Origin of the sequence: Acinetobacter sp. YH01022, assembly GCF_013420235.1 — a bacterium.
GTDB lineage: Bacteria > Pseudomonadota > Gammaproteobacteria > Pseudomonadales > Moraxellaceae > Acinetobacter.
The window spans coordinates 45075-51074 of sequence record NZ_VOYP01000024.1 but is presented as its reverse complement, the minus strand read 5'-3'; the positions used below and the strand labels follow the sequence as shown (position 1 = coordinate 51074).

6 protein-coding genes are annotated in these 6000 nt (G+C 44.4%); 2 read left to right on the top strand and 4 right to left on the bottom strand.

What is annotated here, in order from left to right; all coding sequences use genetic code 11:
* Nucleotides 1–254: 254 nt before the first annotated feature.
* Nucleotides 255–737, bottom strand: coding sequence for a hypothetical protein (locus FTT87_RS10165; RefSeq protein WP_180174819.1), 483 nt, complete (start codon nucleotides 735–737; stop codon nucleotides 255–257).
* A 117-nt stretch (nucleotides 738–854) separates the two neighbouring features.
* Between FTT87_RS10165 and FTT87_RS10160 the strand changes: the two genes are divergently transcribed.
* Entirely contained in the window at nucleotides 855–998 is a 144-nt protein-coding gene (locus FTT87_RS10160; RefSeq protein ID WP_180082835.1) for a hypothetical protein, read from the top strand.
* Between the two features lie 75 nt (nucleotides 999–1073).
* Entirely contained in the window at nucleotides 1074–2024 is a 951-nt protein-coding gene (locus FTT87_RS10155; RefSeq protein WP_180082836.1) for a DMT family transporter, read from the top strand.
* Between the two features lie 79 nt (nucleotides 2025–2103).
* Here the strand turns inward: FTT87_RS10155 and pgaD are convergent, their stop codons facing one another.
* From pgaD to pgaB, 3 genes are read right to left on the bottom strand one after another with little or no spacing between them, the layout of a single operon-like run.
* Nucleotides 2104–2517 (bottom strand): poly-beta-1,6-N-acetyl-D-glucosamine biosynthesis protein PgaD, encoded by a 414-nt coding sequence (gene pgaD / locus FTT87_RS10150; RefSeq protein WP_180174818.1) that lies wholly within the window; start codon nucleotides 2515–2517, stop codon nucleotides 2104–2106.
* Nucleotides 2507–3799 (bottom strand): poly-beta-1,6-N-acetyl-D-glucosamine synthase, encoded by a 1293-nt coding sequence (pgaC, locus tag FTT87_RS10145; protein ID WP_180082361.1) that lies wholly within the window; start codon nucleotides 3797–3799, stop codon nucleotides 2507–2509. Before pgaC ends, pgaD begins: the two co-directional genes overlap by 11 nt.
* A gap of 11 nt (nucleotides 3800–3810) precedes the next feature.
* Nucleotides 3811–5745, bottom strand: coding sequence for a poly-beta-1,6-N-acetyl-D-glucosamine N-deacetylase PgaB (pgaB, locus tag FTT87_RS10140; protein WP_373423516.1), 1935 nt, complete (start codon nucleotides 5743–5745; stop codon nucleotides 3811–3813).
* Nucleotides 5746–6000: the final 255 nt, after the last annotated feature.

Below are 6000 nucleotides of genomic sequence, written 5' to 3'. Positions count from 1 at the left end.
ATAACACAGAAGATTTCTGTAAAATCAAACATGGTGGTTAGAGTCTTTGGTTTGTGTAGTAACTTTCTAAATGGCTCTAACCATCTTTTTTTCAAGCGGTTTTCTTATCCGTAATTCGGGTTAAATAGCCAAGTGTCGTCTGACTCCAGTCACAACACGAGTTTGCCATGCCGAATTACAAGCAGCGGTATAAAAAGCATATAATTTTAGGGATTTTTATTCTTGTGTACTCAAGTCAAGAGGCGTAGTTTCAGTCAGGCACGGCTATGCTGTTCCTTAAATTCACATTTATGCTCACAACCGAAACGGTCAATATGAGTATAAAATACCCCATAACGTCCGACATAATATTCTAAAGACTGGTCATATAAAGTCCAGTAAATCGACCATTCGCCCAAGTCCAGCTGACGAATCCGGGTTTGGGCTTTGGCAGGCAATTTTCTTAACACACCTTCTTGAACCACGATGGCCTGACTTAAGTTGCGTTCGGTCAGATGGCGTTCAAAAAATATCTGGCAGACATCATCAAACAGCTGTTGTTCATATTCTTCCACCTCATCTACCCGCGCTTGTGCTGTGGATAAGGGCTGTGCCGAGGTCGCATCGGGTTTGATTAAATCGGCGAGCTGCTTAATTCTAAATTGCTGTAAATGTTGATTGATCTGAATTTTTAAAAATATTTTCCAAAGGACAATCAGTCCAATGCAAACACATAGCCCCAAGAGTATTTTCACCATAGCGTCACTCTCATGAATAAATAATTATTATTTTTATATTATATAAACAATTTGAATAAAAATTATACGATTTTTAAAATTTTATGTTATAAAAAAGAATGCCAAGGAATTTTACTCATGTTCCCTATTTATTCATCTGCTCAATATACGCTTGTCACTTGCCTCGCTTGGGATCTTCAGGTCAACCAGGCCAGTTCACGACGTGTGGAGTTTTTACATGAGGTGCCTTGGAAACTGTACCCTGATGATGATTTAGAATAAATCACTAACCAAAAAATACCCCAAGGTCGCCTCAATAGCGGCCTTTTTTATTGCCTGAAAACAAGGAAAAAGCTGATGAATCATCCGATCAATAAAAATGGATTCCCCACACCACTGTCCAAACCGGTTGTAGCCCCTTTTAGCCCAAACTCACGCTTTGCTACAGCCGGTCAATTTATTACTGTTGTGCTGATTTGGTCACTCACTCCGCTTTCAGCCGTCTGGACAGTGCATGAAATTCATTGGGCGTGGGGTTTATTTATCCGATTTAGCTTGGCCATACCGATTGCACTAGCCTGTCAGGCCTACTTCAAGGTCAAAGTACCGATGCACCCGCAAGCTTTGCTCAGCTATGCCGCGGGTGCTCTCGGCCTGTTTGCCTCCATGGCCTTCTGCTATATAGGTGCATCCAGAGTACCTTCAACGGTGATTTCAATCATTTATGGTAGTGCTCCCTTTGTCTCGGGTTTAGTGGCCATTTATATTTTTCGCAGTGAAAAGTTTAGTGCCTATCAATGGCTGGGCTTGCTATTGGGTATGTTGGGCTTATATTTCGCACTGGGCTTAAACGAGCAAAACCTGTTATTAGATAGATTTGGCATTGGTTTGGAAATCGTGGCCATGCTTTTGTATGTACTTTCTGCATTTGCTGTGCGTGCGGTTGCTGCAAATATCCATCCGGTCAGTCAGATGACCGGTGCTACGATTGTGTCATGGCTGGGTTATTGTAGCTTGCTGCCCTTTTTCTCCTCCGACATGCCAGATGAGCTGCCGTCGTTAGATACCGCTATCGCAATTGTCTATAGCGCAGTATTTTCATCTGTACTGGCAATGATTTTTTATTATCAGCTGCTGAACAAAGTCAAGCCCACTACACTGATGATGATGAACATCATTTGCCCCGTACTGGCCACGCTGTGGAGCACATGGCTTAATCATGAACTGCTCAGCTCACATTTCATCCTGGGGCTGCTGTTACTGTGTATGGGTTTAGCCTGCTATGCGTTGCGCGTACCGGGCAAATAGCCGATAAAATAAAATAGAAAAATCCCGGGCTGGATGCCAACCCGGGATTTTCTTGGTTCTGGATACAGATAAAAATCTGTTATTCAATATGAATGATTTTGCCGTGTTCATCATGATGAACCACGCTGACCTTTTGCTGGCGTCCCTGTTCGATTTCTTCCACAGCCAAACCAAAATGCTGTCCATAATCGGCAATATTTTTGGCAGAGCTTGTCTTTACTGTTTTTGCAGGAACAAAATTTGCCCATAGCAGCAAGCCCACAGCACAGGCCAATAATGCACTCACGCCATGTTCAATGCCCAAACCAAAGGCAGAAAAAAGCTGATGCAACACATGCTGTTTTTGTAGGCTCACAATCCCCAGCACAATCAACAACGGTCGCCATAACAACAGCCATACCGCCCACATCATGGCGGTAGAGGTATGTGATGCATAACGTTTATGCCATGGCAAGCAATGATGTAAATCAATAATTAAAGGATTATTTTTCATGGATGACTTCTTCATTATTGAGTTTGGAATTACGCATCCCGCGGTCTGGACTGACCCAGCGTGCGCGCTGGCCATTGCCGCGTAACAATACTTTAGGAAATGCCACGATACTGGCCGTCAGAGTGATCAGCCAGAATACAAAGGGATACCAGATCATCCAGAAGTAATTTTTGCCTAGCGAAGGTTCATAACGGCTGTCCATCCATTTGCTGATCGCAAACTGCAGCAGGCAGGTCACGCCCAAGAGCATGCCGGTGCCATAGGGTAAAAATGGTGAACTAATGCCCGATATACCCAATGGAACCACAAAATGGATTAACCAGAGGACGGCCATAAACAGCATCAAATAAGACCATACCAAAGTCAGCACCAGCTCACACAGCAGCGGCCATAAAAAATTCAGTTTCGGTTGAAACAGCACATCTATATTTTTAATCAGCACCTGTGCCCCGCCCATGGCCCAGCGTAGCCGCTGTTTCCACAAACCCTTGAATGTTTCCGGCATTAAAATCCAGACCAGGGCATTCGGTTCGAAGTGAATATTCCAGCCTGCCCGTTGCAGCTTCCAGGTAATGTCGATATCTTCGGTCAGCATGTCAGGTGACCAGTAGCCGACCTCATGTACCGCACTTTTACGAAAGGCAGTAATCACACCAGAAACGGTAAACAGCCGACCAAAGCTGCGTTGTGCCCGTTTAATCATGCCAACAATGGAGGAAAATTCTCCCACCTGAATACGTCCAATCAAAGTCGAACGGGTACGAATTCGCGGATTACCGGTGACCGCAGCCACGGTTTCATCCTGCAGAAAATGCCGTAACATCCAGGTCGCTGCATGCGGATCAAGCAAGGCATCACCATCAATGCCCAGAAGATATTCAGCATCGGTGAGCAAGCTTCCCGCCTGCAGTGCCATGGCTTTGCCCTGATTCTGTGCCAAATGCACTACACGCAATTTTTCATACCGGTCTGCCAGACGGTTTAACACGGCTGCGGTGTTATCGGAACTGCCATCATTGATCGCAATGACCTCAAAATTTGGATAATCCAGCGCAAGTGCATGACCCAATGTTTCTTCGGCATTATCACCTTCGTTAAAACAAGGTACCAGTACAGCCACCTTAGGATAATCAGGTAATGCCTCAGGCTGCTGATACGGCGGATCCTGTCGTTCTTTCCAGTAGAAAATCAGTGCACCGATCATCCATAAATACGACATAAATAATGGATAATAAAAAACAAAGTGCAATGCAGAATGCCAAAAATGCTGCAGCGTTGACATATGGAATTCCTTTAAGGAATAAGTTTGCTGGATTTCATATCAAAGGCTTTGCGTAACACGCCTGTATCTGGATAGTCCTGAATCGGATCATCCGGATAATACGCTTCATGCATCACCCCTTGGGTATATAAAGACTCAATGGTTCTGGCTATTTCATCGGAAGGAACACGTTGATTGGTTCGCCAGTTCACTGACTGCAATTCAAACACCGTTTTCTTTATGCCATTGGGATATTGCTTCACGCGATTAACAATGTCCCGATAAAAAGCATCGCTATCTGCGGCCTGCTCCATATAGGGCATTGCCATGATTGCAGTGAAGTCATAACGGTTGATCGACTGTTCCAGAGACTGTGAATACCAGTTTTCAGCATAAGGCCGCAGGGCAACCTGAGCATATAAATTGCGTGCAGTCAGCAAGAATGGATGATACTGACGGACTTCTTGCGCCAGTTGCATGGCAAAGTCATCAATGTATCTGGTTTTAAAGCCGGTCCATTTTTCCAGCTCGGCATCGTTATTACGGATTTTGGCCAGATCGGTCGGTAAGCCTATCGCAGCATAGGCTTTTAAAGCATCAGGGCTGGCATCTTCATAGTCCGATAAAGTGGTGTCATCGTGGAATAAAATGCCGTTAAATGGCACTGATTTGGCCAGATCCTGATAAATACCGGCAATGGTTTTACGCGCATCGGCAGAAAAAGGGCTTAAACGATGATAGCCCATATTCAGATGGTTGGAATCATCAGCTTGCTGGGTCACTACCACATCTTTGGACACCGGGTTATCTTTTGGTAATTCCCAGGCCAGTAATGGCATCCAGGCATAGACCCGGCTGACTTGGGTACGGGTTTGAATTTGCCAGGCAGCACGGTTAAACAGGTCGGCACGCATGGGCAAATAATGGTTCGGGAAATACACCATATCCGCAGAACCATTGGCATCCGGATCAGAAAAGGCTTGTAAATACACGGTATTGACTTTCATCGCCACAATCCGGTCAAGCAAGTGATCCAGATTACGTTCCTGCTGAATAGGATCTTTGTCGTAAATGTAATCCAGATCGATATGCATGATTTTTTGCGGACGGTTATTGTCGCCTAAATGTTGCTGGCGATTTTGAATTTCCTGAGCCAAATCTGCCGTGGTCATATTGCCTTCAATCAGAATACGGTTGAGCTGCCCTAATGAATCTTTAGCCGAATCTGCACCATCGTCCAGACTAATGGCTACAGGCATACCTAACTGTTTGGCAATTTTTACGGTTTGCATATTATAGTGACCATAGGGCCAAACCATCACACGAGGTGATTTCAAACCATGTGCAGTCAATAACTGGTTATTCTGCTTTAAGTCACCTGTAATCCGTTGCTGATAATGACGTTCGGTTTCATAACTGGCAGATTTAGGATCGTATAACCGTGTCACTGCCGCCGGTTCCATATTGCCCTGCGGATTGCCCAAGATGCCGCGATGCAGGTTATAGCTATGACTGGCAATTTCGACCAGACCACTGTCCTGCATCTCTTTCAATTCAGCCCAGGATAACATTTGACTACGCTGAATTTTCTCACCTGAAAAGTCAACGCTTTGACCTGCTTTAGGCTCTAGCCATGAACCCACGACCGCCAGCACCACGGGAATTTTATTGGCTTTGGTCACCGGATAGGCACTTTTATAAAATGATGCATAGCCATCATCCACCGTTAATAAAACCGGTTTGCTCGGCAAGCGATATTTCCCTTCGTGCGCTTTAATCAGCTGATCGACATTAATAAAATGAAAACCGTTATTTTTAAGCCAGCTGATATGTTGCTGAAACTGCTGGGTCGTTACCGAATAGTCAGGAATCAGGGCCGATTGTCTATCGGTAATTTCATGGTAGCCAATCACCGTAAGGGTGGGATTGCTGGATGGTAGTGTTTTACTCCAGGCTAAATGAGGCATCTGACATAAAACGGCGGAAAGAGAAGCAGAAAGCAAGGTGGACAGCAAGCGAGTCTTCATTGAATGGTGCTCAAAAAACATTTTATGCTCTGAACACGTAGCATCATTGATCAATAGAAAACTACCCTTTTCACGATTTACGACGTTCAGAACTCTGAATCTGTCTTTTTATCCAATCAAGCTGAAATGAAGCTTAAAAAATAATAATTTTTTGAAAATTAAACGTTTAAAAATAGAGGAACTGTGATTAAGATC

Coding starts and splice junctions, on each gene's coding strand:
- pgaC (WP_180082361.1), bottom strand. CDS start 3,799: ATGTCAACGCTGCAGCATTTTTGGCATTCTGCATTGCACTTTGTTTTT.
- FTT87_RS10160 (WP_180082835.1), top strand. CDS start 855: ATGTTCCCTATTTATTCATCTGCTCAATATACGCTTGTCACTTGCCTC.
- FTT87_RS10155 (WP_180082836.1), top strand. CDS start 1,074: ATGAATCATCCGATCAATAAAAATGGATTCCCCACACCACTGTCCAAA.
- pgaB (WP_373423516.1), bottom strand. CDS start 5,745: ATGCCTCATTTAGCCTGGAGTAAAACACTACCATCCAGCAATCCCACC.
- pgaD (WP_180174818.1), bottom strand. CDS start 2,517: ATGAAAAATAATCCTTTAATTATTGATTTACATCATTGCTTGCCATGG.
- FTT87_RS10165 (WP_180174819.1), bottom strand. CDS start 737: ATGGTGAAAATACTCTTGGGGCTATGTGTTTGCATTGGACTGATTGTC.